This window comes from Glutamicibacter sp. FBE19 (genome assembly GCF_015524875.1).
Classification (GTDB): Bacteria; Actinomycetota; Actinomycetes; order Actinomycetales; family Micrococcaceae; genus Glutamicibacter; species Glutamicibacter halophytocola.
In genome coordinates this window covers 123,106-149,523 of record NZ_JACKQN010000004.1, presented here as the reverse complement: position 1 = coordinate 149,523, position 26,418 = coordinate 123,106, and the positions used below count along the sequence as shown (strand labels likewise).

23 protein-coding genes are annotated in these 26,418 nt (G+C 59.6%); 12 read left to right on the top strand and 11 right to left on the bottom strand.

What is annotated here, in order from left to right; genetic code table 11:
* Window positions 1–7 precede the first annotated feature (7 nt).
* The gene (locus tag H6F58_RS08900; protein ID WP_060700494.1) at window positions 8–682 is read right to left on the bottom strand and encodes a response regulator transcription factor; all 675 of its coding nucleotides are present in this window, start codon (window positions 680–682) and stop codon (window positions 8–10) included.
* Between the two features lie 84 nt (window positions 683–766).
* On the opposite strand from H6F58_RS08900, the gene H6F58_RS08895 reads away from it, so the two are divergent.
* Together H6F58_RS08895 and H6F58_RS08890 are read left to right on the top strand one after the other, a co-directional pair.
* Window positions 767–955 carry a hypothetical protein gene (locus H6F58_RS08895; protein ID WP_146277551.1) on the top strand — a complete coding sequence of 63 codons (189 nt, stop codon included), beginning with the start codon at window positions 767–769 and terminating at the stop codon, window positions 953–955.
* A gap of 46 nt (window positions 956–1,001) precedes the next feature.
* On the top strand, window positions 1,002–2,204 hold the full coding sequence (locus tag H6F58_RS08890) for a histidine kinase (RefSeq protein WP_171918668.1): 1,203 nt from the start codon (window positions 1,002–1,004) through the stop codon (window positions 2,202–2,204).
* Window positions 2,205–2,528: 324 nt separating this feature from the next.
* Here the strand turns inward: H6F58_RS08890 and H6F58_RS08885 are convergent, their stop codons facing one another.
* Window positions 2,529–3,734, bottom strand: coding sequence for a hypothetical protein (locus H6F58_RS08885; RefSeq protein WP_195181596.1), 1,206 nt, complete (start codon window positions 3,732–3,734; stop codon window positions 2,529–2,531).
* 323 nt (window positions 3,735–4,057) lie between these two features.
* Here H6F58_RS08885 and H6F58_RS08880 point away from each other — a divergent pair, with 323 nt between their 5' ends.
* Window positions 4,058–5,335, top strand: a complete 1,278-nt coding sequence (locus H6F58_RS08880; protein ID WP_171918666.1) for an FAD-dependent oxidoreductase — start codon at window positions 4,058–4,060, stop codon at window positions 5,333–5,335.
* A 67-nt stretch (window positions 5,336–5,402) separates the two neighbouring features.
* On the opposite strand, the gene H6F58_RS08875 is transcribed toward H6F58_RS08880, so the two are convergent.
* A complete protein-coding gene (locus H6F58_RS08875) occupies window positions 5,403–6,257 on the bottom strand; it encodes an NAD-dependent epimerase/dehydratase family protein (protein ID WP_171918665.1) in 855 nt (284 codons plus the stop codon).
* A 442-nt stretch (window positions 6,258–6,699) separates the two neighbouring features.
* On the opposite strand from H6F58_RS08875, the gene H6F58_RS08870 reads away from it, so the two are divergent.
* The 3 genes from H6F58_RS08870 to H6F58_RS08860 all read left to right on the top strand — a co-directional run bounded on the left by H6F58_RS08870 (window position 6,700) and on the right by H6F58_RS08860 (window position 9,613).
* Window positions 6,700–7,842 (top strand): glycosyltransferase 87 family protein, encoded by a 1,143-nt coding sequence (locus tag H6F58_RS08870; RefSeq protein ID WP_171918664.1) that lies wholly within the window; start codon window positions 6,700–6,702, stop codon window positions 7,840–7,842.
* Window positions 7,843–7,914: 72 nt separating this feature from the next.
* A complete protein-coding gene (gene umuD / locus H6F58_RS08865; RefSeq protein ID WP_171918663.1) occupies window positions 7,915–8,331 on the top strand; it encodes a translesion error-prone DNA polymerase V autoproteolytic subunit in 417 nt (138 codons plus the stop codon).
* Entirely contained in the window at window positions 8,321–9,613 is a 1,293-nt protein-coding gene (locus tag H6F58_RS08860; RefSeq protein WP_171918662.1) for a Y-family DNA polymerase, read from the top strand. Before umuD ends, H6F58_RS08860 begins: the two co-directional genes overlap by 11 nt.
* A 39-nt stretch (window positions 9,614–9,652) precedes the next feature.
* Here the strand turns inward: H6F58_RS08860 and H6F58_RS08855 are convergent, their stop codons facing one another.
* Window positions 9,653–11,008: a hypothetical protein gene (locus H6F58_RS08855; RefSeq protein ID WP_206693580.1), complete on the bottom strand. Its 1,356-nt coding sequence runs from the start codon at window positions 11,006–11,008 to the stop codon at window positions 9,653–9,655.
* A gap of 121 nt (window positions 11,009–11,129) precedes the next feature.
* Between H6F58_RS08855 and H6F58_RS08850 the strand changes: the two genes are divergently transcribed.
* Complete coding sequence (locus H6F58_RS08850) at window positions 11,130–12,386, top strand: glycoside hydrolase family 3 protein (protein WP_171918661.1); 1,257 nt, start codon at window positions 11,130–11,132, stop codon at window positions 12,384–12,386.
* 91 nt (window positions 12,387–12,477) lie between these two features.
* Here the strand turns inward: H6F58_RS08850 and H6F58_RS08845 are convergent, their stop codons facing one another.
* From H6F58_RS08845 to H6F58_RS08825, 5 genes are all read right to left on the bottom strand, one after another.
* On the bottom strand, window positions 12,478–15,765 hold the full coding sequence (locus tag H6F58_RS08845; protein ID WP_171918660.1) for a S8 family serine peptidase: 3,288 nt from the start codon (window positions 15,763–15,765) through the stop codon (window positions 12,478–12,480).
* A 360-nt stretch (window positions 15,766–16,125) separates the two neighbouring features.
* Entirely contained in the window at window positions 16,126–16,614 is a 489-nt protein-coding gene (locus H6F58_RS08840; RefSeq protein ID WP_060700503.1) for an FBP domain-containing protein, read from the bottom strand.
* A gap of 369 nt (window positions 16,615–16,983) precedes the next feature.
* The gene (gene thiD, locus H6F58_RS08835) at window positions 16,984–17,805 is read right to left on the bottom strand and encodes a bifunctional hydroxymethylpyrimidine kinase/phosphomethylpyrimidine kinase (protein ID WP_195181595.1); all 822 of its coding nucleotides are present in this window, start codon (window positions 17,803–17,805) and stop codon (window positions 16,984–16,986) included.
* A gap of 35 nt (window positions 17,806–17,840) precedes the next feature.
* Window positions 17,841–18,455, bottom strand: a complete 615-nt coding sequence (locus H6F58_RS08830) for a hypothetical protein (RefSeq protein WP_171918658.1) — start codon at window positions 18,453–18,455, stop codon at window positions 17,841–17,843.
* Between the two features lie 126 nt (window positions 18,456–18,581).
* Window positions 18,582–19,289 (bottom strand): TetR/AcrR family transcriptional regulator, encoded by a 708-nt coding sequence (locus H6F58_RS08825; protein ID WP_171918657.1) that lies wholly within the window; start codon window positions 19,287–19,289, stop codon window positions 18,582–18,584.
* Window positions 19,290–19,639: 350 nt separating this feature from the next.
* On the opposite strand from H6F58_RS08825, the gene H6F58_RS08820 reads away from it, so the two are divergent.
* The 4 genes from H6F58_RS08820 to H6F58_RS08805 all read left to right on the top strand — a co-directional run bounded on the left by H6F58_RS08820 (window position 19,640) and on the right by H6F58_RS08805 (window position 23,168).
* Window positions 19,640–20,350 carry a queuosine precursor transporter gene (locus H6F58_RS08820; RefSeq protein ID WP_060700507.1) on the top strand — a complete coding sequence of 237 codons (711 nt, stop codon included), beginning with the start codon at window positions 19,640–19,642 and terminating at the stop codon, window positions 20,348–20,350.
* Window positions 20,351–20,416: 66 nt separating this feature from the next.
* Window positions 20,417–21,112 (top strand): ATP-binding cassette domain-containing protein, encoded by a 696-nt coding sequence (locus H6F58_RS08815; protein WP_171918656.1) that lies wholly within the window; start codon window positions 20,417–20,419, stop codon window positions 21,110–21,112.
* Complete coding sequence (locus H6F58_RS08810) at window positions 21,102–22,703, top strand: hypothetical protein (RefSeq protein WP_171918655.1); 1,602 nt, start codon at window positions 21,102–21,104, stop codon at window positions 22,701–22,703. Before H6F58_RS08815 ends, H6F58_RS08810 begins: the two co-directional genes overlap by 11 nt.
* Before the next feature lie 9 nt (window positions 22,704–22,712).
* On the top strand, window positions 22,713–23,168 hold the full coding sequence (locus tag H6F58_RS08805; RefSeq protein ID WP_060700510.1) for a GNAT family N-acetyltransferase: 456 nt from the start codon (window positions 22,713–22,715) through the stop codon (window positions 23,166–23,168).
* 69 nt (window positions 23,169–23,237) lie between these two features.
* Here H6F58_RS08805 and tgt read toward each other — a convergent pair whose 3' ends face one another.
* Window positions 23,238–24,536: a tRNA guanosine(34) transglycosylase Tgt gene (gene tgt / locus H6F58_RS08800; protein ID WP_060700511.1), complete on the bottom strand. Its 1,299-nt coding sequence runs from the start codon at window positions 24,534–24,536 to the stop codon at window positions 23,238–23,240.
* Between the two features lie 133 nt (window positions 24,537–24,669).
* Between tgt and H6F58_RS08795 the strand changes: the two genes are divergently transcribed.
* A complete protein-coding gene (locus H6F58_RS08795; RefSeq protein ID WP_257745841.1) occupies window positions 24,670–25,761 on the top strand; it encodes an FUSC family protein in 1,092 nt (363 codons plus the stop codon).
* Window positions 25,762–25,763: 2 nt separating this feature from the next.
* On the opposite strand, the gene H6F58_RS08790 is transcribed toward H6F58_RS08795, so the two are convergent.
* Entirely contained in the window at window positions 25,764–26,303 is a 540-nt protein-coding gene (locus H6F58_RS08790; RefSeq protein ID WP_060700512.1) for an NUDIX hydrolase family protein, read from the bottom strand.
* Window positions 26,304–26,418: the final 115 nt, after the last annotated feature.

Below are 26,418 nucleotides of genomic sequence, written 5' to 3'. Positions count from 1 at the left end.
GCGAAATTCAGTGCTTCGGGATTTCAACAATTCCCATGCGGGCGGCGGCCACGAGCGCTTGTACGCGGTCGCGGACATTAAGCTTGACGAAGATCTTGGCCATGTGGGTCTTTACCGTGGTTTCTGTGATCCCCAGAGTTTTAGAGATTTCAGTGTTATTTAATCCCTGCGCAAGGAGTTTTAGAATCTGAATTTCTCTATTGGTAATCCCGAGATCATAAATGATGTCTTCGACAGCCTGGGAATTGTCGGCGTAGGCTTCACGCACCGCCGAAATTAGATCTGAGGAAACAGATGGAGAAATAGCGGCGGTGCCCTGGTGCACTGCATGAACTGCACGAATTATTTCGCCTGGTTCAGAGTCCTTGACGAGGTACCCGCTGGCTCCTGCGGTAAGAACGGGAACTAGATATTCATCCGAGGAAAATGCAGTAATTGCAAGGACTGCGGGGCTGTCCTTGCGTGATTTAATGGCGCGTGTGGCGCTAACCCCGTCCATGATTGGCATCTGCAAATCCATCAGAACTACGTCGATCTCATTGTCGGAACAATAGTCGACTGCCTGCTTGCCGTTTTCTGCAGAAAATACAGTTACAATTCCGTTATCCGTTGCTAGGATTGTGCCCAACGCATGACGAATTAGTGGTTCATCATCGACGATTAGGACCTTAATCTGTTCCATTCATTTCCTTAGTGTCGATGTTGCGGTCCTTCCAGAGGACTGCTTGCTTGTAAGTATATAAGTTGACGAGATGTGGGGTTTGTTATGAAGGGTTTGAAGGTGCTGGCCGTTGCCGCACTCGCTTTGGCACCGGTGACCGCCGTGGCCGCTCCCGCATCTGCAGCGTTGCAGCTGCAGATAAGCGTTAATAGCGGTCCGGTCGCAACACCTGCAGGTTGGGGTGCAGATTTTTCCAAGTGGGTCTGCGAGCGCTACGGTGTCGGCTGCCCATAAGCGGAATTATTTGACTTGATCAGCGTTGCCGTGAATTATTCGGCCTATGAGTGAACGACTGAAAAGCACCCTGACCAAGCTCTTGGCTGGTCGGGGTGTCATTATTTGGGTTGGCATCACGGTACTCGTTGTGATGTCCAGCAGCGAGTTCTTGACCCTGCTGGAAGATGGATTTAGCGGTTCCTCTGAGGTATCGGTTCAAGGCGCTCTGGTAGGGCTCATGCTTTGCGTTACCTTGATATTGGCAACGCGCTGGGTTGCGGTGTCATTGGGCCTTTTTGTAGCTGTTGCCTACTTTTTTCTCAATGCGGGTTTCCTGTTTGTATGGACGATCGTCTCGTTCATGATCTTTGCTGCCCTTGCGGCCACGGTGAGTGCCCGGAGTGTTCGTGGGTTATTCCTGACATTGTCGGCCGCCTGGATGGTCCAATTTGGATTCCAAGCGGATCAGGACGCCATATTGCTGGTGGCTCTGATCCCGCTGACAGCATTGGCCTACTTTCTGACCCGCAGCATTTTCATCCTGCGAGAGAAGAACGCAGACGTCGTGCAGCAAATGCTTAGGGCTCAAGAGCAAACGCGCTCAGCTATTGAAAGGGAGCGCAAGAACATCGCCCGCGATCTTCATGACATTGTTGCGCATGACATCACCATCGTGGCCATGCAGTCGAAGGCGGCGAAATTTGCCAACGACGGCCAGATGGCTCTCGATGCCTTGGACGTCATTGCCAAGCTGAGTTCCGAAACCCTGCACGACTTGCGTCTGATGCTCAACGTATTGCGGGCTGATGGCACGATGTCGGACGAAGCGGCGTTGGGTGTCGACAAGCCGGCTGCAACGACCGTTTACGCTCTTCAAGGAGCGGAACTTTTCGCTCAACGCCTCAAAGACGCGAACTTTAAAGTGAACTCAACCACGGATGAGGAGATCTCTGATCTTCCCCGTTCGGCGCAGACAGCGATCTATCGCGTGATGCAAGAAGCTACAACGAATGTCATAAAGCATGGTGTTCCAGGCAGTGTCTGCACCCTGGAATTGGTATCCAACGGCACGGAAGCTGTACTTGAAATTACTAATCAGATAGACATTTCAGGCAGAAAGGCAAAGGGCCTGCCAGAGGGTGGCAGTGGGCTGATTGGAATGTCCGACCGCATGCGAACCTTTGGCGGAAAGTTCTCGACCAGCTCCGAAAAGGGACTGTGGACACTTCGGGCCAGCATCCCGTTCAAGGCCCTACCCTCCTACTAAAGTATGATTTCGAAATTCTTGTGAACGCGATAAGTTAGACATGTATCGGTGAAGACCGATCACCAATAAGGTACTTGGTGGTGTTTTGCGAGTGGCATCATGAAGGACCTGAAGGTGATTAAAAGGTACGTTGCATTGAATAAACGGACTGATCTTTCATCGGCGGCTGCGCCCCCATCGCCCGTCGTTGTCTGTCTACAATGCAACGTACCTTTTATAATTTAAGTCCAGACCGACGTGGTCTCGCCGATATCTGAGAATCACATAAAAATGCGATGTGCCTGGAGATCCTCCGGGCACATCGCATTTGGGCAACTGCGGGTCTTACGCTTCCGGGGCGCTCGAATCCGTGTCCTGTTTCAGCACATGATCCGAAACCTTGCCCAATGCGCGCTCCAATGAAGAACGAAGCACAATGGGAACGGTAATGTGCTCGTCGATTTCTACCAGGCCTTCGCGCTCGAAGACGCGCAGCAACGATTCAACCTGTGGCACAACCTCCTCGAGGCTTGGGATCAGGTGGTGCTGTTCTTCGGGAAGGTCATCCGTGGTTGGAATCTGCAAGGCAAACTCGGCGCGTGGGGGCGTGGATGAGGCGGCGTTGCTCAAGACCCCGGCCACCATTTCCGCGATCTGCGCCTGGCCTGGCTTCTCCAAAGTGTTGATCAGGATGTGCGAGTACAGCACTTCCGCGATCAGTTCCTTGACCACGCGTGCACCGGCACCGCTGGAAGCCAACAGCGCTTCGCTGAGCGACTCGGTTGGCTTGGCGTGAGGTGCTTGGTAGGTCAGCATGGCAGTGCCGATCAGCGCATCCCAGTAGGCGGAAAGCCGGGGGATGTCTGCCAGCGAAGGAACGACAGTCCCGTCTTCTGGTTCCCAGGTGGCATCCTCGGGGATTGGAGCATTCTCGTCGACCTTGATGAACAGGCCCAGTGCCGCGGCTGCGTCCTGCAAGGTTTCCGCCGTCAATACTCCGGCCGGTGTGGTGGGCTTGCCGTCGCCAGCCCACTGGATCAGCTCGCGCGCTGCAAAGACGAATGGCATGGATTCAAAAGCGCCATTTGCTTCCTCGTCTTCAAGGTAAGGCGCGACGATCGGTGAGTCACCAGCCATGCGGGAGAGGAACTCAAAAGTCTGCTTGAAGTCCTCCACGCTGCCGCCAAAATTGGCGGAGGTGCCCAAGAACGTCAGGTAGTGCTTGAGGATTGCTGCACTGGTTGCAGCAACTTCTTTGCCCAGCGAGGACAGGTGGCCGAGCTGCTCACCAAGAATTGATGGATCCAGCGACTGTACGTCAACGCTCTTGCGCAATTGGGCATGGACGGTCAGCAGGGTGGTCAACCCTTCGAGCGCTGCGCGGGTTTCGCTGGCAGGCTGGCCTTCTTCTTGGAAGTGACGGAAGAGCTGCGATTTGAACGGCTGAAGTGCCTGTCGCACCTCTGTTTCAAAAGGTACGGAGCTGGCGCCTGCACGGCGAGCTGGATGTCCCTGAGCTGGTTTTTTCTTGGCTGGTTTGCGTGAGGCCATGTGTGTGGTGGTGTTCCTTTGAGATGGCTGATCGAGAAAGGGCAATTTTCGCTTCCTTTCAGTGTACGCAGGGCACGGTTCAGGCGTGATTTCTTGATGTGCTTCATTGCATCCCGTGCGGTTAAAGTTTTCGCCTCTCGTCAGAGAATTGTTAAAAGTGCGGCGAATGGTAAGGATTTCCGCAGAAAACACACATCACACCGTAGTGTGGTGGCGCTCACCGTTAAATCCTCAGAACGCGTTGAATTTCACTGCGGATCGCGCGACAGTGAACACATGCGACCTCGTGTTAAGGGGCCAAAAGATTGCAAGGAGAGTGGGTCATGGCAGGGGTAACTGCGCCAGATCATGTTGTCGTTGTCGGTGCGGGGTTCGTAGGCTTGTCCACGGCTTGGTACCTGCAAGAAGCCGGCGTGAAAGTCACGGTTGTTGATCGAGGCGGCGTAGCCTCAGGCTCATCGTGGGGCAATGCCGGGTGGCTGACTCCGGCTTTGACCCTGCCCATCGCGGAGCCGGCGATTTTTGCCAACGGCCTGAAAATGATGCTTGACCCGACCTCTCCGCTTTACATTCCGTTGAAGGCCGATGCAAAGTTGCTGCGCTTCTTGCTCGGCTTCGCGTGGCACTCGATGCCCAAGCGGTGGGAAGCGGCCATGCGCATCTTCTCGGAAATCGGAGGCAGCGGCCTTGACTCCTTCGACGAGATTGCCCAGGCCACGGCAGCTGGTCCTGGCGTGCTTGAATTGACCAAACCGGCAAACCCCTTCCTCACCGGATTCACCTCGTTCAAGGACCGCGAATCGTTCCTGCATGAGTTTGAGATGATCGAGAAAACCGGCGGCAGTGTCGACTATGAATTGCTCACCGGCGACCAGCTGCGCGGAATAGAACCAACACTTTCGGATAACGTTGCCGCCGGTGTTGCTATCAAGAACCAGCGCTACATCAACCCGCCGAAGTTCATGGCTTCGCTCGCTGAATCAGTCGTTGAGCGCGGCGGCGACATTATTGGATCCTTTAACGTCACCGACATTCGCGACAACAAGAACTCGGTGACCGTGATCGGTTCCGAAGGGCGGGCAATCACCGCCGACCATGTGGTGCTGGCAACCGGCGCCTGGATGACCGATATGGCCAAGAAGTTCGGGGTCAACGTAGTGGTCCAGGCCGGACGTGGCTACTCATTCACCGTCGAGCCCGAACATATGCCGACGCACCCGATCTACTTCCCGACCCAACGCGTGGCCTGCACCCCGCTCGGCGACCGCTTCCGGATTGCCGGCACCATGGAATTCCGGGATGTGAACCACAAGCTGGAGCCAAAGCGCATCGAAGCCATCGTGGCCGCTGCGGCCCCGGTTTACAAGGGCATCAACTGGGAGCACCGCAGGGAAGAGTGGGTGGGCGGGCGTCCTTGCACCGCCGACGGCCTGCCGCTCATTGGCCAAACTGGCTCTGCTCGCGTGTCGGTAGGCGGCGGCCACGGCATGTGGGGAGTGGCTCTGGGCCCGCTGACCGGGAAGATCTTGGCTGCCCAGATCACTGGTGAACAGGTTCCAGCCATTGCCCGTCACTTCAATCCGCTGCGCAAGGGATTCTAGGCCCGGGCTAGGCGCAGCGGGCATTTGAGATGGGTGCTGATCCAGCTGGCCCAGCGACGCCTTGGAGCTAGGCGTGCCGGGTAGAAGCGCCGGACAGGATCTGGCGGTATCCCTCGGCATAGCTCGGGAATTGCAAGGCCAGGCCGCTGCCCAGCAGCGCGGAGTTATCCAAGCGCCGGTCACCGGCACGCCGCGTGGCCGGCGCCGTTTCCTGCTCCGGCTGCTCCAGGCCCAGTTCGGCGGCGAGGAATTGGTACACCTCGCCCAGCTGGGCCGGAGCGCTGTCCGAGGCCAAATACAGATCAGCAGCCTGGCCGCCCAAGCTGGCCACGTGAACTATGGCCGCGGCCAAGTCATCGCGGTGAATTCGATTGGTCCAGTGCGAACCTGCCGGAATTCTAGCGGTGCCAGAGGTAACCAGATCAATCAGCCTGGTGCGCCCCGGGCCGTAGATGCCCGAGGCGCGCAAGATGGTCACCGGCAGTCCGCTTTCGGCGAGCGCTGCTTCGGTACGTGCCAAAACCTTTGCGGTGTCGCGGGTGGCGGCCACCGGTGCCTGCTCATTGACCCATTCGCCGTCCTCGCCGCCCATCACGGCGGTGGAGGAGATGTAGACCAGGCGGCGCAGCCGTGGCGCCTGCTCGCGAAGCCGGGCGCAAAGTTCCTGGGCCACCTGCAGATAGCTGCGCTCATATCCTTGGACATCGCGGGTCACCGGGACCGGGGTGAGGACCACTACTTCGGTCTCGGGATCAATGTCCGGCCAGTGGCCAGGATCCAGCAGGTCGACGTCCTGCCCGGCGAACTGCTCGGGAAGCTTGCTGCTGTTGCGTCGCCACCCGGTCACATCGTGTCCCTGGGCATGGAAGCGCAGTCCGGCTTCGGTGGCGACATCGCCGCAACTGACTAGTAAAACTTTCACTGCGCTCCTTCGTGGGCAATTCTTCTGCTTCAAGATTAGAACTTCTCGCCCGATGGAAAAGTTCCGTCTGCTTTCATGGTGCTGCGATGGATTCATCGCAGATCCTTATCCGGGTCGCCGGGCAAGGGAGATTGTTGGCTGTCCTGATTCCACCGGTTTGTTCCAGAATTCTGGCGAGGATAAAAGGCAAAGTGCAGCGGAATTGGGCTTTCGGTTTTTGCTCTAGGGTTAATGGCAGGCGCAAATGAGGAATTGGCGCGGACCGGCACCGATGATGAAAGCCGCTCCGCCTGATTTTATTGTTTGTGCTTTCAGAATTCCTTTACTGCCGCCAGGCGCTTGGGCTGCCGGGCCGCCAGATCCACCAATGCTAGGGTGATGATTTATCCGTTCTTCAATCATCAGGCCAGTTCCGCGTTCAACAGCCATCCTGGAAATAGCGATGGTCTTGATCCTGGCCTGGACGTTGATCGCCATCGAGCCTACCGGCTGGGATCTGTCGGTGTACCGCGAAGGCGCACTGACCCTGCTGCGCGAACCCGAGGATTTGTACGGGCCCTTTGTGGGTCCCATCAACGATCCGGGGTTGCCCTTCACCTACCCGACCTTTGCCGCCTTGCTTTTCCTTCCCATGGCGATCTTCCCGTATTGGGTCTCGGTGGCGGTGACGATGCTGGCCTCCATAGTCCTGACCTTCTTTGTCGGCAAGGACCTGGCCACCCGAATTGCCCGGCGCTGGCCACAGCTCGGCCGCTGGGTCACCCCATTGACCCTGACCTGCCTGATGCTGATTTCCGGTCCTTTCCGGGACACCATTTGGTTCGGGCAGATTAATATCTTGATACTCGGCGCTTGCTATCTGGCGTTGGTGAATTCGAAGTCCATGACCCCGTTTGCCATTGCTGTGGGTATTTGCGCGGGCATCAAGCTCACCCCCATTGCCTTGCTGATTCTTCCGTTGGCCATGCGCAAATGGCGAGCGGTCATCATCGGCACCCTGGTATTTTTCGGTACCCAGGCCATCGGGCTGGTCTTCCAATGGCGCAACACCTTGGACTACTGGTTCGACGTGGTGCGCGACCCTTCGCGCGTGGGCAATGTCGGCTATATCGACAATATTTCCCTTCAGGGTTTCCTGACCCGCCTGGGCGCGGGTTCGCTGATCTGGTTTGTGCTGGCGCTCGCCGTCGGCCTGGCGTTTATTGCCCTGCTCTACAAGCTGGATGGAGCCGTTGAGCCGGTGGTGCTGCTGGGAATTGCCGCAACGTGCCCGTTGCTGGTGTCGCCGGTGAGCTGGTCGCACCACTGGGTGTGGGGCCCGGTGATGGCCTATGCGTGGGCCGTGGTGGCCCTCCGCCTGGACGCATGGCCGCGGCGGATCATGCTGGCTATATTGGTGCTGTTCAGCATGGAATTGATGGTTTCGGCGAAATGGACCATCCGCTTCTTTGGCATCCATCCGGATCATGAGCTGGCGGCCTGGTGGTATATCTGGCCCGCCGTCCCGGTGGTGGGCATGGTGTTGTGCCTGGTGATTGCCTTGTGGGCCAAGCCGCGGGAGCTGCTCGAAGCATCACCGGTGTGAAGCATCCTGCCGGGCGCTGTACAATTCTTGTATTCGAACATTTGTACTAGCTTGCGGCAGGGAGTGGTGGGTGTGGCTGACGAACAGGAACTGATGCCTCCGGGCGCCAGCCAGGGCCCGGTGCAAGCCGTATCCGCGATGGGATTCCCCTCGCCAGCGCGCGACTACTTCGACGGCGGCCTGGATTTGAACCGGCTGCTGGTCCGGGATCGGGTGTCCACCTTCATCATGCGGGTCAGCGGGCATGCAATGCAGTCCGCCGGGATTCATGATGGCGATGAAGTGATCGTCGACCGCTCGCTATCGGTCCGCCATGCTTCGGTGGTCATTGTGAACCTCAACGGCCAGATGCTGGTGCGGCGCTGGCATATCGATGGGCCCAAAGTTGGATTGCTCAGCGACGAATCGCCGCTGCCGGTCTGGCTGGACGAAGGCGATGAAGTGGGAGTTTTCGGCGTGATTACCAGGTGCCTGCATCATGTCCGCTGACCATGTATCCCTGGTGGACGTGAATAATTTCTACGTGTCCTGCGAGCGGGCCTTCGACTACTCGCTGCGCAACCGGCCGGTAGTCGTGCTCTCCAATAACGACGGCTGCGTTGTGGCCCGGTCGCAGGAAGCCAAAGACCTGGGCATAGCCACTGGCGAGCCATTCTTCAAGGTCCAGCGTTTCATGGACAGCCACCACCTGGCCGTGCGCTCAAGCAACTATGAACTCTACGGCGACATGTCCGCCCGCGTCATGGAACTGCTCGGCCGCTACGGAACCTGGCATGAGGTGTATTCCATCGATGAATCGTTCATCGGCTTGGAAGGGAGCCTGGAACAGGTGCGCAGCACCGCAGCGCAGATCCGCAAGGCCATCGACAAGGTCGTCGGTGTCCCGGTCTGCGTCGGAGTGTCCTCCACCAAAACCCTGGCCAAGCTGGCCAACCATATCGCCAAGCACAATCCGGGCCTCGGCGGCGTGTGCGTTCAGCAGCTGATGGACCAGCAGGTTCTGGGCAATATTCTTTCCCGGGTTCCCGTGACCGATGTGTGGGGCGTCGGGCGAAAATCCGGAGCCAAGCTGGCCAGCATGGGCATTGAAACCATCGCGGATTTGAGGGACGCCGACCCGTTGCTCATCCGCAAGAAATTTTCGGTGGTGCTGCAGCGCACCGTGTTCGAGCTCAATGGGCAGCGCTGCATCGGCCCGGTGGAAGAACGCGCGGATCGTGGACAGGTCATGTTCACCCGGTCCTTCTCGACCCCGGTGCGCACCCATGAGGCCATGGAAGAAGTCATGTCCATTTACGCGCAAAAGGCCGCCAGCCGATTGGCGAGCGAAGGACGCTATGCCTCGCTGCTGACGGTTACCGCGGGGACCAGCAGATTTGCCCAGGGCGAGTCGTCGTTCCCCAGCGCGCAGGTGCGCCTGCCTCGGCCAACACGCGATCCGATCCTGCTGAGCAAGCTGGCCATCGCCGCCATGGGGGACCTGATGCAGCCGGGCATGGATTACGTGCGCGGGGGAGTGATCCTTTCCGGGCTGAGCGATTCGCCGGGAGAAAAGCAGCTGGATCTCTTCGGGCTTGGCGACGAGCAGGCGGAGGAAGAGCAGAAGAACGTTTCTTCGGTTGTGCAGGATATTTCCGCCCGTTTCGGGGCGAAGTCCATCGGCTTGGGCCCCGCGGGGATGGCCCAGAGCCCGGCCTGGACGATGAAGCGCGAACATATTTCCCAGCGCTACACCACCGAATGGGATGAGCTTCTGGAAGTTCGAGCCTAGTCGCGGGCCGCGGCCGTGCACGGTCCGGGCCTGGGCGTTTCAGGCCTGCAAAGGCTGGCCGTTCGGCGCCTCCAAGGTGACGTTTTCGAGGCTGGGCCCGGGGACACCGGCCAGGCGCACGGCCGAGGCGCCCGCGCCCTTGGCGATGATCTTCCCGCCTACATGCAGCGAGCCCACCGGGCCCTCCAGATCCACCGTGGCCAAACCGTCGCCGGCGGTGCAGATATCCGACCCGATGCTGACTTCGCCGATGTGGCCGCTGGGCTTCACGCTCAGGGCAATTGCGGAGAGCGGCATCAGCACGCCCTTGACCAGGCTTTCGCCGCTGCCCCCGGAGGTGCTCAGGCTGCCCTTGATGGTCAGCTTGGGCAGCTCCCGGCTGACCTGGACGCCCACCGATCCGTCGCCCGAGGTGGTGATCGAGTCGAAAACGGCTTCCTGCAGGGAACCGTCGTAGACGTTGAAGCCGCGGGCGCCAAGTCCGGTGGTCTCGATGGGGGCCTCGACGGTGAGCACGCCGATGTCGCCGAAGTTGACGAAGCCGATCCCGCTGGGCCCGTGCGAGGTGACCTTCGCCTTGGCGGTCCAGTTCTCCACCGCGCCCCAGTTATCCAGGACCATGTCGTTTTGGCTGTAGGTGGTGGTGGTTCCCAGATTGAGGACCTCGGCCACGGTGGCTCCGCTGATGACGAATACGCCGCCGCTGATCACATCCGGGGTGCCCGGGGCGATGCCGCCGTCGGAGTAGACATCGCCGGTGGACAGCAGCTCCACGGCCAGGGTGCCGCCATCGGCCTTGCCCGCGGTGTCGCCGTGCCCGCCGACAAATACGCCGCCGCCGCGCACCGGGGTGTCTTCGCTGCCTGCGCTGATGTTCTCCAACCGGGCGGTCAGGGCCACCTCGGCGTCGGCCTGGCGGTTCCAGACGGTGAATGCCCCCTGCAGGGCCTCCACCCCGAACCCGGTGGGCCGGTCCGCGCGTCCGCGGGTGTCGGCCTGCGCCACGTGCACGCCGTCGGCCTCGATCCGCCCAGCCCGGATATTGCCTTGGGCACACAAGTAGACCTGGCCGTAGCTGGTGACGTTGCGCAGCCGCAGCGTACCGAGATCCGTGACAGCGGCATCGTTGTAGATGGCCAGCTCCTGCAGCGCGGTGCGCACGGTGAGGTCTTCAACCGTATTGTCGCGAGTCAGGCGCAGCCCCTTGCCTCCGAAGACCAGCTCGCCGCCGCGCAGCGAAACCCCGGGCGGCAAGGTCACCGAGGGCATGCCCTGCAACCTCCCGGTGACCTCGATCTTCTCGGCTCCCGAGGCCAGCGCCTGCGTGAGTTGTGCAACGTCCGATACTTGTGTCCAAGCCACAATGACACCGCCTGTTCCTTGAATGAATTCCATGCAACGGCCTGTGTGGACGGCCGTGTTTCCACATACTACTCCGGTGAAGATGGTGCTTCCGGAGAGGCAGAACGTGGCCCGGGAAGCTGAAGGATTGCCGATCCGGTGGCAAGATGATCCTATGACTACTCGTGCCAAGCAGTTCATATCCGTGGGAATGCTGGCGGCGCTGCTGCTGGCTGGATGCAGTGCACCGGGCACTTCCAATAACCCGCCGGGCAGCACGGCAAGCAGTCCCGGCAGCGCAGCAACACCGACTCCGACAGCGACAGCGACGACGCCGACCGGATCCGCGCCGGAAGAAAGCACCACGCCAACGCAGAGCCAGGAACCCACGCTGCACGAGCAGGCCCTGGAGCTGGTCGGCCAGTTGAGCGTGGCGGAGCAGGCAGCGAGCCTGGTCATGGCAGGAGTCCCGGCCACCTCGGCGAGCGCTGCTGAAATCGCTGCCATGAAAGAGCAGGGCATCTCCAATATCTTCCTTCGCGGGCGCTCCACGCTCTCGGTGAAGCAGACCGCGGCAAAGGTCGAACTGATCACCAAGCCGCTGGGCTCGAACGTTCCGGGCAAGCTTCCGGTCTGGGTGGCCACCGATCAGGAAGGCGGATTTGTCCGGGTGCTGCAGGGCGCCGGGTTCAGCCAGCTGCCCACCGCTTCCGAACAGGGCCAATGGTCCACCGGCAAGCTGTCCTCGCGCATCGAGCAAGCCGGTGAGGAGCTGGCCGAGGCCGGGATCAATGTGAACCTCGCACCGGTGGCGGATGTCGTTCCCGCCGCGATCGGCACCAGCAACGCGCCCATCGGCTATTTCGGGCGGCAGTACGGCAACACCGCCGGCGAGGTTTCCTCGGCCATCACCACCGTGAATGACGCCCTGGGCAAAGCCGGGGTGCAGCCGGTGGTCAAGCACTTCCCCGGTCTGGGCCGGGTGTTGAAAAATACCGACACCTCCACCAGCGTCACCGACACGGTGATCGGTGCGCAGGCCACCGACCTCGAGCCTTTTAAGCAGGCGATCAGCCAAGGCAACGCGTGGGTCATGATCTCCAACGCCCGCTACGCGAAACTTGATGCGAAAAATGATGCGCCCTTCTCGAAGAAGATCATCACCGGGCTGCTGCGCCAGGACCTGGGCTATGAGGGAGTGGTGATTTCCGATGACCTTTGCGAGGCACAGCAGGTCAGCTCGGTTCCCGTGGGCCAAAGGGCAGTGAAGTTCGTGGCGGCCGGCGGAACCGTGCCGCTATGCGTGAAATCCGATCAGGCGATCGTCATGGCCAAGGCGCTGGCTCAAGAAGCCAAGGGCGATCAGAAGTTCGCAGACCAGGTCCGTGAGGCGGCAACGGCGATTCTGGAAGCAAAGCTGCGCCAGAACTGAGCACTGCCCCGCTTTTGGGATTAAGAAAGGTCCGGGGCGCATTCCTACTCGCTAGGAAGCGCCCCGGACCTGGTCTCGGGAAAGCCGGAGGCTAGTTGCCCTTTGGCTTTCCGGTCTTGCCGGAAACGATGTCCAGCACCTGGGCACGGTCCCCGCTGGCGTTGTGCAAGTGCAGCAGCAGCGCCTTGGAAGCCTTGGTGCTATCGGCAACGGTTACCGGGATCTTGTTGCCCTTCAGGTCCGTGAACAGCGAGCCTTCTGCGCCAAAATCAACCTGCGGCGTCGCCGCGTTGAAGTCGATCCAGCCGGTCTGGTCCACAGGAACCATCGAGCCGGCCTCATCGGTGTTGTACCAGGTGTAGCCAAGGACGCGGTAGGAGATCTGCGCTGCGTCCTCGCTCAGGCCCAGAGCCGAAAGCGAGACGGGCAGGATTGCCGTATTCGTGTCGAAGGTGTTGGTGTCAACATCGCCCAGCACGCCGTTCACTGGCTGCAGGTCAACCTGCTCGCCGGTGGCCAGATCGAAGGTCGCTGCCAGATCCAGGTCGACCTCATCCATGGCGGCGGTGAAGGTGACAAAGTCGGCCTCGCCATCGCCATTGGTGTCGAACTCGACATCCAGCTCGGTGCCACCGGCCAGGTGGGCCCAGTTATCCCAGGTGGAGATGCCGATGTTCAGCTGTCCATCGGCCATACCGGTGCGTGGCGCGGTGCTCGAAGCGCCGACATACTGCAGATCCATGGATCGTGCTGCCGGGATGGAATCCAGCGAGGCGTCGCCGCGTTCGCTGGAAGCACCGAGTTCAAAGGCACCGAGCAACGAGGTCACTTCGGTAGCGCCCTGCCCAGCGGTGATGTCCTTGCCCTTCAAGCTGAGCATCGTGGTGTCCGAGCCCTTCTTCAGCTTCTTCGCCGAACCGGACATGTCGGCGGCCAGCTTCGGAGCTGCCTGGACCGGGATGCGCAGGGTTGGAGCGTCGCTGCTGGTCAGCTCAACGCGACCGGTAGCATCGGCCAGCCATGCACGGGACAGCCCGGACTGGGTGGTGTCCATCGTTGGATCGATGGTCTTGGCCCACTTCTTCGGATCAACACGCAGGGTCACGGTCAGCTGCGCGCTCTTGCCTGCTTCCACGGTGATGCTCTTGCGGTCCAGGGTGTAGGTTGCACCGGGGATCTGCGTGGAAGCAACGTAGCCGGCCTGGTAGGTCTGGGCCTTGTCGCTGGTGTTCTGAACGGTAATCTGGCGCTGGGCGGAGTAGCCCTTCTTGCCGTCGAGCTCGATAACTCCGAAGACCACGCTGGTCAGATCCGGTGCCTCGGAATCGTAGGCAAAGGCAGGGGTCTGGATGGCGGCATCGGCCATCACCCGGCCAGCGCCTACGCGGTTCGGCCCGTAGGCCTCGCCGTTGGCGGCCTTGATGTCGGTGGCAGCGGTGTTCATGATGACGCTCTTGGCCTCATAGGGGGTGTAGTCGCTGTCTTCAAGAACCAGTGCCGCAATGCCTGCCACCAGCGGGGTGGCCATTGAGGTGCCCGACATGACGGCGGTGCCGGTGCCGGTGCCGACACCGACCGAGCCGATCTGCGTGCCCGGTGCGGCAACGTCAGGCTTGACTACGCCGTTGGTGCCATGAACGCCGCGCGAAGACGAGGAGTTCAAGGTATCTCCGGCGCCGGATTCGCTGGAAGATCCTCCAACAAATTCAGGAGACAGGGTCACCTTCAGCGTGCCAGCCTCTGCAGCTGGGCGCAGTCGCTGCGACTCATCCAAGGTGAACTGGGCACCTGGGATGGTGGCGTTGCCCGCGATACCGGCATCAAAGAGGTTGGCTTCGGAATCCAGGAGAACACCGGTGGCACCGGCGGCTTCGGCGTTGTTGAAACGAGCGCCGGATCCACAAGGGAATTCGCCGTTCTCGCTCCACTTGAGCCAAACCCACTTGCCTTCCAGTGAACCCGCTTCGAATGCGTCGCAACCATATTCGTTGCCGGCCGGGGCCATCACAACTTCACCGGAGAGCTTTGCTGGGTCAGCAGTGGTGTAGTTGAAGTTTGCGGAGTACTGGCCCGAAGCAGTACCTGCAACATCGCCAGGCTCGTCGACCTGGATCTTGTCCAGGGTAACGTGCGAGCCAACCGAGTTGGCAACGGTCAGCGAGGACCGCGAGTTGCCGGGGGAGCCGCCGACATCGGTGACATCGCCTGCGTTGCCCGAGGCCACTACCGAGAGGATGCCGGCCTTGGTCAGGGCATCAACGATGTCGTTTTCCGGGTCTTCGGTCGGTGAGTGATCCGAGCCCAAAGACATGTTCACTACCTGGGCGCGGTCGGAGAAGTCGCCGTCGCCATTGGGATCCAGGACGTAATCCAGTGCCTGGCCCACCACGGAGGAGGAGCCTTCGCAACCGAAGACGCGGATGCCGATCAGCTGCGATCCGGGTGCCGAGCCGGGGCCCACCTTCATCTCGGAAAGGGCTTTGGCATCCAAGTCAGCGTAGTTTCCGGTGAAAGTGGAGCCGTCGGCGTTCACGCCGTAGCCGGCGGTGGTGCCGGCAACGTGGGAGCCGTGGCCGGCAGCCTCGCAATCCAGCGGGTTGGGGTCCGGGTGCGGAATGGGCTGGTAGCTTTCATCCGCATCATTGGCGTTGTAGTCATCGCCGACCAGGTCCCAGCCGCCGATGAACTTGTTGCCATCGCGCAGCCCGGAGTCGGTTGAAGGCAGCTGCTCGGAGGCTTGCGCTTCCTTGTAGGCTTCCAGGGTGCCGGGTCCGCCGAAGCTTGCGTGGGTGTAGTCCACGCCGGTGTCCAAGATGGCGACCTTGATGCCTTCGCCGGTCTTGTCCAGAGACTTCCACGATTCCAGGGCTCCGGTATCAACCACGGAACTGCGGTTTGACGGCTTCTTCGGAACGATGGAGCTGATTTTTGCAACGTCGCTGCGTTCTGCGAGCTTGCGCAGGTCATCAGCGTCGCCGGTGAGGGCCACGCCCCGCAAAGCATTGTGCGTGGTGTAGATGATCGTGGAGTTCGCTTCGGCCGCGAGCTGCTTGCCCTTGGCCTTGACGTCCTTGCCCATCTTCTTGACCTTGGCGGTGTCTTTTTTCTTGCCAGACTTCTTGACGGCCTCGAACGCGCCGTCGCCCTCAAGCTGCACGAACACCGATACCTTGCCGGAGGCTTTGGCTAGTGGTCCTGAAACTTTGAGTTTTGACAGCGCCTGGGAGCTGCTAATCGGCAGCGAGAAAGCCTGTTCGCCATCTGCTGGTTGAGGAATGCCTGCTGCACTTGCCGGACCTGAAAGGGTGACAGCCATTGCAAGTGCAGTGGCTGACCCCAAAATCAGGCGCGGCACTCGTTGCGTGCGCCGAGTGACCATGGTTCTCCTAGCTGGGCTGGGTAGCGGTACTGCTCCCGTCACGGGGCGGGCGAACATGGCAAAGCGGTGCGAGCTTTGATGATCGTCCGAGGCGACGTCCGCTGGTGCGTCGTCCTATAGCTAGGAATCCTAGGTGACGCACGGCATATATCAAGGGGTTGTTGAATAATATTCTGTAAACGGCACTCGGGCCGGTTGGGCCATTTCACAATAAAAACCGCGCAGCACTGCGACAAACCCGCCCGGCGCTAGCCGTTGAGCACGAGGATTTTTTAGAAAAAATCGTCGCTTTGTTACTCATCAGTTGGCTAGCGCCGAACGGGTTTGGCGATCGGGAGATGGGTTCGGTCCGCGGTGCTCCTAGAGGCGGTTCAAGAAGCTGTGCACGCGCTCGTCGAGCAGCTGGATGCGCTCGGCGACAACGACCATCGGATCCGGATAGATCGGATTCTCCGGAGGCGGGATGCGCACGTTGCGCGAGCACTCGAAGTTCAGGCAAATCAGCGTTCCCAGGGTGTCCCCGTCGCGACCTGCCTGTCCTGCTCGGCGAGTGGTCCACATGCCTACGGCGGCAGGGATGTTGACGTCCCGGCACATCTCACACATGGCGGCGTTGCTCGTTTTGCGTCCGCTTTCGGTGGGACGCAGCAAGATGCCCCGGGTCCGGCCCGATTCATCGGCGTGGAACAGGTAGCCGCGCTGCTGCATCTTGGGGTCCCGCCAACCGAGGTAATCGATGGAATCCCAGTCGAGGGAGTTGAAGTCTTCGGGGAGCGTCAGCTTTTTGGCTTCCTGGCGGCTGGCGTTAATGAAGGAAGAACGAATGGTTTTTTCGGTTAAGGGCTGCATGATTATCCTCAATAAGTCCGCGCGCAGAAAAATGGCGCGCGAAGGTATTAGTCAAAAAGGGACGTTGAGGTCTGCAATGAAACGAAAGAATGGGCAGCCAAGGAAAACCCAAAGGCCAAGGCCCTGGGCGGTGATTACTTGCCAGCCCCGTTCGACGCGCAGACGAACGGGTGGAGCGTCAAAGTGGCTTGCATAGCCGACCGCCCTTTCCCGTGGCTAATTCACGCGTCGATGATTGATGTTCTACAACTACCGTAGCAAGAGTCGCCAGATGATGCCAATGAGCATGATCACGCTTAAAGCTGGTGCCGGCCGCATCCATCAAGGACACGGCCGGCATCATGGTTCTTGCAGGGAAGGAAGCCCGATCTAGCGGCCTCCGCCCTGCCAGAGGGCATCAAATGGGGTGTTGCCCGAAACGCGGTTGCGAATGCCTTCGGTCACGAAAGCCTTGGCGGTACGCGCTGCGTCCAAGGAGGTCGCGCCCTTGGCCAGTTCTGCGGTGACGGCAGCGGCCAGCGAGCAGCCTGCGCCGGAAACAGCGACTTCGCCGATCTTCTTCTCTCGCAGCACTTCCAGGGTCGTGCCGTCGTAGAAGACATCGACGGCATCTTCGCCGGAGATGCGCACGCCGCCCTTGGCCAGAACCGCGGCACCGGAGATTTCGTGAATCTTCTTGGCTGCTGCGATCAGGTCTTCTTCGGTGCTGATCTTCAGGCCCGAGAGCTGCTCGGCTTCGAAGTGGTTTGGGGTCACGAAGGTTGCCAGTGGAAGCAATTCCGACTTCAGCGCTTCGTCGGTATCCAGTGCGTGGCCAGGCTCCTGGCCCTTGCAGATCAGCACTGGATCCAGCAGCACGTTGTCCCATTTATGGGACTTCAAGGCGGTGGCGACGGTGTTGATGGTTGCAGGCGAGCCCATCATGCCCAGCTTGACGGTGCCCAGCTTGTCTTCGTAGCAAGTCTGGATCGCTTCGAGCTGATCTTCAATGACCTGCTGGTCCACTGGGACAAAGCGGTGGTTCCAAGAATCCTTGGGATCAAAAGAGACAATGCAGGTCAATGCCACGATGCCGTACGTTCCCAGTTCCTGGAAAGTCTTCAAATCGGCCTGGGCGCCAGCGCCACCGGTGGCTTCGGAGCCGGCGATGGTCAAGGTGATGGCTGGGTCAACAGTGTTTGTATTAGTCATAGTCTCAATTAAAAGTAGTGCGGAATGGAATCGATTTAATTATGCTGCCAGAAGGCCAGCTCGGTCGCCTTGGACCATCCGGCCGGCAGCTGCGCGGCATGTTCTTCTGTGGCTACCAAGAGCAGCCAGGGCAGGGCGTGGCTGAAAGCCGAGCCGGCGAAGTTGGCCAGCACGGCGCGACGAGCCGTGTCCGGATCATCGGGGGAGAACAGATCGGGATCGTTGAGCAGGCCATAGGTTGGGCCAAAATGCATTCGGCCGCGGGCTACGGGACGGTCGAAGTCCGTTACCTCGACGACATCGTAGTTTTCCATGGGAGCTTCGAAAAGCCCAGAGGTGTCGGAAAGCTTGACGACCTGTTCAACGTCTTCGGGCTTTCCTGCCAGCAGGTGCATCGTTGCGCTGTGCTGCCACCCCTCGCCCTGCAGCTTGGCTCGGGTGCTGTTGTTGGCGGGACCCAAAAAGATCAATCGCTGCGCATCTGCCGGCGCGGTCCATGAATCCTCTGGCCAATAACGCAAGATTTCTACGTCATCGCCGTCCTGGTTCACCGAACGAATTTCCTGCTGGTTGGGGAAGGATGCAATGCGGTCGCGAAGTAATGCGTAGTCGCTGGTCCAACTTGGCAATGTTCGCGCAGTTGAGCTCATGGTGTTGCGTTCTCCTTTTTGGTTCGCTAGGGATCACCTGTCGGCAACACAGACTTTACGCCTAAAAACTGGGCAATACTCAACTGGGTTGCCCTGTTGCAATGTCCCCGCCGGATGGCGCTGGAACTAGGAGGCCTTGGGGCGCCGCAAAGTCGAGCGAACCGGCAGGTCGACCTCGGCTTTGTCAATGGCTTTTGGATCCATCAGGGCCAAGATGTCCTCAAAGAGGGATCGGACCACCGGCAGGCGGCAAAGCACCGCGAACTTGGCGACCACCGGTGCCATATTTTTCATCAGCGCTCGGGAGCGGCGCTGCTGCGCCGACTGGTCATAGGCCCACGCGGAAAAGACATGGCGGGACACCAGCAGAAGGAACTTCGGCAGATCGCGGCGGATTCCCAGCGGCGGCAACGGCCGGGCGCCAGCAACGGCTTGTTCCCACAGCGAGAGCTCAATTTTCGACACCTGTTCATTGGCGTATTCGTCGGACAGCAAAACCTTCAAGAAGACCGGACCGAACTCATGATAGGGCGCCAACGCAAGGACCCCGGCATCCAGTACCGCGCGGATATTGGATTCCAGGGTATTGCCCTCATCCAAGCGTCCTTGGCAAAGCCCGTACTGCTCGTTGCGCAGGTTCAGCAGCAGCTGGGCGACGATGTCTTCCTTGGATTGGAAGTAGTAGTAGGCGTGGGAAAGGGACACTCCGGCGTTGGCGGCAATAATTCGCATGCTCGACGCCCGGTAGCCATCTTCGGCAAAGCAGTCCAAAGCGGTCGATAGGAGCTTGCCCTGCGTCTGACGACCTTTTTCGGTGCGTGGTTGGATACTCATCGGCCCTTCAAAAGCAATGTGGTGAAGTTCAGTCTAGCATTTTTTGAACGCGTTCAAAAAATGAAAAAATTCATGCGGATGCACGGGAGAGTGATCACTGCGGTATTAGATTCCTCGATTTAATATTTCGAAGAAGTAGTAGTGAGATGCTGAATTCTCGGATTTTTTATTCCTAGAACTTGGTTGTGTGCTAAAGCAATCAGCAACCACCAGAGACCAACATGGGATACTTGCTAGGTAAGTGCTAATACAGCGGAACAGCACGCAGGCTGAAACTCCACCTTTTTACAGGGCAGGGGCATGCCTTCGTCGCAAAATTCTGGCGAACCACTTTGACAAGGACAACTAGCATGGGCGAAATCAACGCCGCAAATAATCTGACCAAAACCAAAAAAGCGGTCTTCGCTTCGGCCGGTTCCCCCTACTTCTCCACGGTACTCACCCTGATGGGCGCGATCGTGATCCTCTCGAACATCGGCGCCTCCAAAGGCGTGAGCTTCGGACCTGTCATTACCGACGGCGGCTTTTTCCTGTTTCCAATGGCCTACATCCTCGGCGACGTCATTTCGGAAGTGTACGGGCTGAAAGCAGCTCGCCGATCGATCATTCTCACCTTTGCGCTGGCCATCTTCGCGGTGATCTCGTTCTGGATCATGATCCAGCTGCCTTCCGCGGAATTCTACGATGGGCAAGAAGCCTTGGAACGGACCTTGGGGCCAATCTGGCAGATTGTCCTTGCTTCGGCCTGTGGATTCTTCGTCGGCCAGTTCGCCAATTCGTGGGTGCTGGTCAAGCTCAAGGAACGCACTGGTGAACGCGGGCTGATTGGACGCCTGATCGGCTCCAGCGGCGTCGGCGAGTTCTTGGATACGCTGATCTTCTGCGCCATCGCCGCCCCGGTCATCGGTATTAGCGACGCTCCGAACTTCATCAACTACGTAGTCGTTGGATTCGTTTACAAGACAGCTGTTGAAATCATTCTGGTGCCGGTGACCTCATTGGTCATCCGATGGTTCAAGAAACGCGAGCCAGGCTATATCCAAGCCGCCAACGCAAGCTAGGCAACCTGTGGGCATCATCCGCAAGGACGATGCCCACAGCTGTACCCGGAGGCTAACGTTGTCACCATGCAGACAGGTCAGAGCACTGAATACCAATTGGAAGCAAAAGACCTGACCATCGGATATGCGCAACGAACCATCTGCGGACCACTGAACCTGCACCTGTCCGCAGGACAGGGAGTGGGAATTATCGGGGCCAACGGCAGCGGAAAATCCACGTTGATTCGCACCATCCTCGGACATCTGCCACCGATGCACGGCGAGGTTCAATTCCTTGGTCTGCCCGTGGATGAGGATTCGAAGGCCTTCCGCCGAGAGGTAGCAGTCCAAATCGCCGACGGGACATTCTTCGAGGAACTCAGTGTCGCCGAGCATCTTGAATTGGTGGCTCGTGGCCACGGATTGCTTTCATGGCAACAGAAAGTTGAAGAAGAGCTCGAATTTTTCGATCTGCAAGCAGTCGCCGGATTGCTTCCCGGTGAACTGTCCTCGGGCCAAAGACGCAAGGTGTTATTGGCTGCAACCTTGATTCGGCCAGCCCAGCTGGTGCTTCTCGACGAACCAGAACAGCGTTTGGACCTGCGGATCAGGCAGAAGCTCTATGCACGGCTAGCTGCGCTGCGGCAGTGCGCAACGACCTTGCTCGTCGTTACTCACGACCCGCAACTGCTTCGCCAGAGCCTTGACCATGCCCTTCTGCTAGATGAGGATCAAGGCAGAATTCTCAGCGCCGAGGCTGGAGCGCAGTGGCTTGAACGATAGCGAAGGATTGGTCGGAGCTTCCGGATTCGATCCGCAGCAACTCATCCTCCGAGCCAAGCGACGGCGGAACTTTTCAGAACGCTTTGATAGTTTTTCGGACGCCTACGTATGGGTGCTGGCCGCTCTTGTGGCCCTGGCATATTTGTTCAGCGCGATCTTCGGTCTCATCTTCGCCCTGCTTGGGCAAGGCGTAGCGCACCCAAAAATGCCGACTGCAGTATGGAGCCTCCAAGAGCTGTCTCCAATCTTGCTGGTGCTTGCCGCCATCTGGCTGTTGCGATTGCTATTGCACCTGGGCCCGGTGGCCGTGAATGCGGCCACGGCCGACTGGTGGTTGCCCTTGCCGCTTAGTTCCGCCTCCCTTCGGGCCCGGGCCCTGCGCAAGGCGCTGTTATTCGGGATGCTCGCAAGTGCCTTTGCCGGGGTGTTGTGGCTGATCGTCCTCTACGGCCTAACCGGTGCCTTCGACCCGCTGCTGGCTGGTTGTGCATTGGCTTGCTTTGTCCTGGCCGGCCTCCTGTTAGCCAATGCAGGAGTCATCGTGCAAAGCTTCGGGCTGCAAAGCCCGGCGCAACGCTGGCTCGGAAGATCTGTCATGGCAATCATTGCTGTGCTTGCGGTCTCCTGGGGCTTGCTGGCAGCGGAGAACCAATGGACCATGAGCGCAGTGCAAGGCGTTGCTGCTTCAATTCTGCAATTACGCACATGGACTTATGCCTCCGCCATCTTGCTGCCCCTGGGCATAATTGGCACCTGGTGGGCGATGCAGCGCAACCGGCACATTGGCTCGCGCTCCCTCCGCTCATCAGGCGAGAAGCAACAGCTGGCGCTCGGTACTCTAATGCAGGCCGATGGCCGGGCCGCCACCGGTCCTTCAGCGGTTGCCATCGGCCGCAGACGCCGACACGGAACGCTCATCGCCGCGAGGCTGCCAGTGATCTGGAGGATCCTGGCGTTGCGCCTGATGCGAGCCGGCTATTGGCGCACCACCGCTGGCTATCTGCTGCTCGTGATGGCCTTGGCGGCGGCCGTTGACCAGGTCGCGAACCCGTTGAGCGCCGTGGTCTTTTATGCGGCTCTCGGCGTGCTGTTGGCCCTGAATCTCTCGGGAGTCATTGCCCCATTGCTCACGCAGCCTCAACTGACACAACACCTGGGGCAATCAGCTGCCAGATTGAGCCAAACAGCGGCCCTATTTGCCGTGCTCGGCAGCGCCGTAGCGCTGAGCGCATTGACCGGGGGACTAGGACTGCTGGGCATTGTGGACCTGAGCCGCTTCTGGTTGTGGTGCGCTGCGCTGGTCATCGGGGCCCTGGGCAGCGCAGCGGCCAGCCTCGGGCATGCACAACGCAAGGAACGCGACTGGGAGAGCCTGCTGGGCAGTGCCACCAGCGAAGCGACGATTGGCTTCGTCCTATTCAGCGAACTCTCCACGCTGGTTCGCGCTATGGCGACCTTTGCTCCGATGTTTTCGCTGGCGCTTAGCCCGAGCACTGAAATTGCCTGGCCGCTATGGGTGATTTCCTCGGTATTCACCGTCCCTGCTTTACGATTACTGGTCGGAGAGTTTCCGAGGAGATCGCGTGGATAGGATGAGACGATGAACGTAGAAATAGCAATTCAAAACCCTGAAGATCTCGACACCCAGCGGCTGTACGCGTTGCTCAAATTGCGTACCCACGTTTTTATTGTCGAGCAGCGTTCGTCCTACCCGGATTTGGATGGCTTGGACCTTGCCGAGGGTACGGTGCATCTGAGCGCATGGGAAGACGGGGAATTGCTGTGCACCGTGCGCATCCTTGACGTTCACGGGGAGGACCCGCATATTGGACGGGTTGCCACAAAGCTTGAAGCCCGCGGCCGCGGGGTGGCTGGAATGCTGATGGAACGAGCGGTGGACATGTGCCGAACCGACGCCCGGATTCACCTTGGCGCGCAAACCCAGCTGGAAGGCTGGTACGGAAAGTTCGGCTTTGAACGCTGCGGCGAAGACTTTGACGACGATGGAATCATGCATCTGCCAATGATCAGAAAAGTAGTGGCAGCTTCGGCCTAAATACGAAAAGTGGGCATCGTTGTCCCGCCGCACGGCGGGACAACGATGCCCACAGCTTTATAGTCTTGGCTACTTAGCGGCCGGCTGGCCCTGTGGATCCGGCTTGCCAGCGTAGTAGCTTGCCAAGACCTGATCCTTGAGCTCGAAGAAGGTGCCATCCTCCAGTGCCTGGCGGGCAGATTCAACCAAGCCGACAGTGAAGTGCTCGTTGTGGATGGAAATCAGGGTGTGGCTGAGCAGTTCCTTGCCCTTGTACAAGTGGTGAATGTACGCGCGGGTGAAGTTCTGGCAGGTGTAGCAATCGCAGCCTTCCACCAGAGGGGTGAAATCGCGCTTGTAGCGGGCGCCTGAAAGATTGAAGCGGCCCCACGGCGTGTAGAAAGCGGAGTTGCGGGCCACGCGAGTAGGGGAGACGCAGTCAAAAGTGTCTGCACCGTTTTCAATGGCCGTAAAGATGTCATCAGGCTCGGAAATGCCCAGCAGGTGGCGAGGCTTGTCCTCCGGAAGCTCCTCGGCGCACCAGCCAACGATGGTTCCAAGATTTTCCTTCTCCAAGGCGCCGCCGATGCCAAAACCATCGAAGGCCATGGCCCCAAGATCCTGGCAGGCCTTGCGACGGAGATCCTCGTACTGCGCACCCTGGATCACGCCGAACAGGGCCTGGTATTCCTTGCCTTCGCGGGAATCGGTCAGCGCGAAGTGCTCGGCGATGCAGCGCTCAGCCCAGCGGCGGGTGCGCTCCAAGGACTCAACCTGGTAGCCACGCGAATTCTGCAAGGTGGTCAGCTCGTCAAAGGCGAACATGATGTCCGCGCCGATCTGGTGCTGGACCCCCATGGATATTTCTGGCGAGAAACGATGCTTGGTGCCATCAAGGTGGGATTTGAACCAGACGCCGTCCTCGTCTACGTTGGCCAGGCGTTCCTTGCCCGGCGCTACCGCGTCATCCGGGCCTGACTGGTCAACGGACTTCATATCGATGACCTTCTTGAAACCGGAGCCCAAGGACATCACCTGGAATCCGCCGGAGTCGGTGAAGGTAGGACCATGCCAGCCCATGAACTTGCCCAGCCCGCCGGCCTCATCGAGGATATCCGCACCCGGTTGCAGGTACAGGTGGTAGGCGTTGGACAAGACCGCCTGGGCTCCGAGCTCTTCAACCTGGGCCGGGGTCACTGCCTTGACGGTAGCCTTGGTGCCCACCGCGATGAACGCAGGTGTTTTGATCTCGCCGTGCGGCGTGCGGATTACACCGGTGCGGCCCAGCATGGGGGAGCCGTCGGGTGCGGTGAGCCGGGTTCCGACCTCAAATCCGAATTCTTCCTGGCGGGCATGTGGGGCGCTGGGGTCAAAGTTCTTTTCGGGCACGTACCAAGTGTGCCGTATTAACGCGTCGGTGAGGAAAACGACAGTGCCAATGTGCCCGCATACCTAGCCCCTCACAAGGCAATGAGCGAATAATGGGAGATGTGCGTTGTGTCCAACGCGACGGAAGGAAACTGTGGGCCTGGAGAAACTGAAGGAATCAACCAAAGCGCTGATCACGCTCGGCCCGGCCCGCAAGGACCACTGGATTGGGTTGCGCACCGGCATCGGCATCTTTGCGCCGCTCATCACCCTTTTTGCCATCGACCGGTTGGACCTCGTGGTCTTCGCGGTCTTCGGCGCCTTCACCGGTGTCTACGGCCGAGTTGATGGCTACTGGAACCGCCTGCGGATGCAGATTCGCTCGGGGCTCTTGTTCTTTGTCGTCATCGCAGTGGCCCTGTCCGCCTCATATTGGTGGATTGACCATGAAATTCCAGAGGTGATGAAGTGGCAGATTGTCGGTGCAACCACCCTGGTCGCCGGCATCTGCTCGGTGCTTGTTGGCTTAATGCGATTGCGCCCAGGCGGTTCCCTGTTCCACATCTTCGCTTTTGCGGCCATTGCCTCGATCCCCCATCCGGCGCCGATGGGCGAAGCCCTGCTGGTGGCTGCACTGACTATCTTGCTGGCCTTGGTCATTGGGTCGGCAGGAGCCCTGGGGCAGTGGGCCAATCTCTGGCAGAGGACCCCCTTGCCGCCGCTTTCCGACAACGTGCGCAAGGCGATCTGGTGGGAAGGGCTGTTTTACATACTTTCGGCCGGGGTGGCCGGAATTCTTGCCAATACCGTGGGATCCCAGCTATCGGCTGGCCACAACTATTGGGCCATGGTGGCCGCGGTGGTGCCGCTGGTTGGACACACCACCAGATTGCGAATCCGCCGTGGTGTGCACCGTGTGCTTGGCACCCTGGTGGGCATGATCTTGATGGCGCTGCTGATCTGGCTCAACCCGCAGGTTTGGATCTTATTGGCCGTGATCGCAGTCTGCCAATTCCTGGCCGAGTTGCTGGTGATGCGCAATTACTTCCTGGCACAGGTCTTCATTACGCCAATGGCGCTGGTGGGAATATCCCTGGGGACCGGGCTCAGTGGCGCAGTGATGTACGACCGTGTGGTCGAAACCCTGATCGGCTGCGCCGTGGGCATGCTCGGCGTGCTCTTGGGAAGCTGGTTCGGCCTGGTCCTCAAACGCAAGCAGGGCCTGCTTCCCAAGAGCGGAAGCTGAACTTAGATATTCACGCCTACGTGGGCTAATGCCTGGCGGAGAATATTTTCACGGCCGCCGGCAAACTCGCCCTGGATGTCGGAGCTCAACGCCTCCGCAGGCGAAAGCCAAGTCAGTTCAAGCGCGTCTTGGCGCGGAGAGGACTCGCCTCGCACCGGGACGATGTAGCACATGGACACCGCATGCTGGCGGTCATCGGTCAGGCCCGTTTCGCTCGGAGCCGGGAAGTACTCCGCCACGGTGAATGGAACCGGGGAAGCAGGAAGCTGCGGCAGCACCAAGGTGCCCAGATCCTTTTCGATGTGCCGAATCAGGGCAGCGCGAATTGTTTCGCGGTACATCACGCGTCCGGAAACGAAGGTTCGCAGCATGCGCCCGTCGTCGTCGCCGGTCAGCAGAAGCCCTACTTCATTCACGTAGCCCAGCGGGTCGAGGCGAACTGGAATCGCTTCAACGTAGAGCATTGGCAGGCGCTGGCGCGCCTCATAGAGATCTTCATCAGAAAGCCATCCGGGATAAGGATCTGGGGTGCGCACGTTCATGCTTCTATCTTCGTACACAAACCCCATTTGATCCATGAAGCTGTATCTGTGTTGCGTAACTCACCAATTGGCTGCCAGCCCGCTCTAGTGCCGCTGGAGTTCTCCGGATAAAATT

Excerpts from the sequence above, each read along its gene's own strand:
- H6F58_RS08885 (WP_195181596.1), bottom strand. The coding sequence starts at position 3,734 with ATGGCCTCACGCAAACCAGCCAAGAAAAAACCAGCTCAGGGACATCCA.
- H6F58_RS08815 (WP_171918656.1), top strand. The coding sequence starts at position 20,417 with ATGCAGACAGGTCAGAGCACTGAATACCAATTGGAAGCAAAAGACCTG.
- H6F58_RS08900 (WP_060700494.1), bottom strand. The coding sequence starts at position 682 with ATGGAACAGATTAAGGTCCTAATCGTCGATGATGAACCACTAATTCGT.
- H6F58_RS08820 (WP_060700507.1), top strand. The coding sequence starts at position 19,640 with ATGGGCGAAATCAACGCCGCAAATAATCTGACCAAAACCAAAAAAGCG.
- H6F58_RS08790 (WP_060700512.1), bottom strand. The coding sequence starts at position 26,303 with ATGAACGTGCGCACCCCAGATCCTTATCCCGGATGGCTTTCTGATGAA.
- H6F58_RS08830 (WP_171918658.1), bottom strand. The coding sequence starts at position 18,455 with ATGAGCTCAACTGCGCGAACATTGCCAAGTTGGACCAGCGACTACGCA.
- H6F58_RS08870 (WP_171918664.1), top strand. The coding sequence starts at position 6,700 with ATGGTCTTGATCCTGGCCTGGACGTTGATCGCCATCGAGCCTACCGGC.
- H6F58_RS08895 (WP_146277551.1), top strand. The coding sequence starts at position 767 with ATGAAGGGTTTGAAGGTGCTGGCCGTTGCCGCACTCGCTTTGGCACCG.
- H6F58_RS08880 (WP_171918666.1), top strand. The coding sequence starts at position 4,058 with ATGGCAGGGGTAACTGCGCCAGATCATGTTGTCGTTGTCGGTGCGGGG.
- H6F58_RS08845 (WP_171918660.1), bottom strand. The coding sequence starts at position 15,765 with ATGGTCACTCGGCGCACGCAACGAGTGCCGCGCCTGATTTTGGGGTCA.
- thiD (WP_195181595.1), bottom strand. The coding sequence starts at position 17,805 with ATGACTAATACAAACACTGTTGACCCAGCCATCACCTTGACCATCGCC.
- H6F58_RS08850 (WP_171918661.1), top strand. The coding sequence starts at position 11,130 with ATGACTACTCGTGCCAAGCAGTTCATATCCGTGGGAATGCTGGCGGCG.
- H6F58_RS08890 (WP_171918668.1), top strand. The coding sequence starts at position 1,002 with ATGAGTGAACGACTGAAAAGCACCCTGACCAAGCTCTTGGCTGGTCGG.
- H6F58_RS08860 (WP_171918662.1), top strand. The coding sequence starts at position 8,321 with ATGTCCGCTGACCATGTATCCCTGGTGGACGTGAATAATTTCTACGTG.
- H6F58_RS08825 (WP_171918657.1), bottom strand. The coding sequence starts at position 19,289 with ATGAGTATCCAACCACGCACCGAAAAAGGTCGTCAGACGCAGGGCAAG.
- H6F58_RS08855 (WP_206693580.1), bottom strand. The coding sequence starts at position 11,008 with ATGGAATTCATTCAAGGAACAGGCGGTGTCATTGTGGCTTGGACACAA.
- H6F58_RS08805 (WP_060700510.1), top strand. The coding sequence starts at position 22,713 with ATGAACGTAGAAATAGCAATTCAAAACCCTGAAGATCTCGACACCCAG.
- H6F58_RS08840 (WP_060700503.1), bottom strand. The coding sequence starts at position 16,614 with ATGCAGCCCTTAACCGAAAAAACCATTCGTTCTTCCTTCATTAACGCC.